Raw genomic sequence first — 382 nt, 5'->3', positions numbered from 1 at the left:
ATCTAGCGTCTAAGACACACGGTCCTCACGGACCATATGTGAAATAATTGGTTTGATGTCTTGATGAATCTTCAGTTTTCAAGGAACAAAGTGGAGCCTAGCGGGATCGAACCGCTGACCTCCTGCGTGCAAGGCAGGCGCTCTCCCAGCTGAGCTAAGGCCCCGTATTGGAATTCTCAAAAAAATGGTGGGCCTAAGTGGACTCGAACCACCGACCTCACGCTTATCAGGCGTGCGCTCTAACCAGCTGAGCTATAGGCCCTCATATTTTGATTGTCGAGAGATTTTGGTCTCTCAAAACTGAACGATGGGCAATGCCACATGGGCATTTTCCTTAGAAAGGAGGTGATCCAGCCGCACCTTCCGATACGGCTACCTTGTT

The 382-nt window shown here is 50.0% G+C and carries 2 tRNA genes; both read right to left on the bottom strand.

Annotation, left to right across the window (positions count from 1 at the left end):
- Nucleotides 1-91: 91 nt before the first annotated feature.
- Nucleotides 92-164: transfer RNA gene (locus KNP95_RS15995), tRNA-Ala, on the bottom strand.
- A gap of 21 nt (nucleotides 165-185) precedes the next feature.
- Nucleotides 186-262 (bottom strand) — tRNA-Ile (locus KNP95_RS15990).
- Nucleotides 263-382 lie beyond the last annotated feature (120 nt).

The sequence above is a fragment of the Exiguobacterium sp. s36 genome (assembly GCF_018618345.1).
In the GTDB taxonomy this organism is placed as follows: domain Bacteria; phylum Bacillota; class Bacilli; order Exiguobacteriales; family Exiguobacteriaceae; genus Exiguobacterium; species Exiguobacterium chiriqhucha.
This window is presented reverse-complemented; position numbering and strand designations above follow the sequence as displayed.